The sequence below is a fragment of the Erythrobacter sp. HI0063 genome (genome assembly GCF_001635685.1).
In the GTDB taxonomy this organism is placed as follows: domain Bacteria; phylum Pseudomonadota; class Alphaproteobacteria; order Sphingomonadales; family Sphingomonadaceae; genus Qipengyuania.
This window is the reverse complement of the sequence record NZ_LWFF01000137.1, coordinates 1-600: the sequence shown is the minus strand read 5'-3', so window position 1 is coordinate 600 and position 600 is coordinate 1. Positions and strand designations below refer to the sequence as shown.

Here is a 600-nt window from a genome sequence, read left to right as displayed (position 1 = left end):
GGCGCGTGCCGATCTGATGACCATACTGGTCCGTACCGATCCCGACCGGCCCGGACAGAGAGGCCTTTCGATGCTGCTCGCGGAAAAAACGCGCGGCACGCAGAACGAACCTTTTCCCGATGCCGGTATCGACGGCGAGGAGATCGCGGTCCTCGGCTATCGCGGTATGCGCGAATACACGCTCGGCTTCGAAGGTTTCGCCGTTGCGCAGGACGGATTGCTGGGCGCAGAGGAAGGCAAAGGCTTCAAACAGCTGATGCACACTTTCGAAGGAGCCCGCATCCAGACCGCCGCGCGCGCCATCGGCGTAGCCTGGAACGCTCTCGATCTCGGCCTCGCCTACGCCGTTCAGCGCAGCCAGTTCGGCAAGGATCTGCTTGTCTTTCCGCGCATAGCGGACAAATTGGCGTTGATGGTCTGCGAGATCGTGATGGTGCGCGAGCTCACCTATAGCGCCGCGCGCCACAAGGATCGCGGCCAGCGCTGCGATATCGAGGCGGGCATGGCGAAACTGATCGCCGCACGCACCGCCTGGAGCGCGGCGGACAATGCGCTGCAGGTGCACGGCGGGAACGGCTACGCGCTCGAATACGAGATCAG

General features: G+C 63.7%; 1 protein-coding gene. It reads left to right on the top strand.

The features are described from left to right. Window positions 1–600: acyl-CoA dehydrogenase family protein (locus tag A3736_RS05495; protein ID WP_197465498.1), on the top strand; the 600-nt coding region annotated here is incomplete at both ends.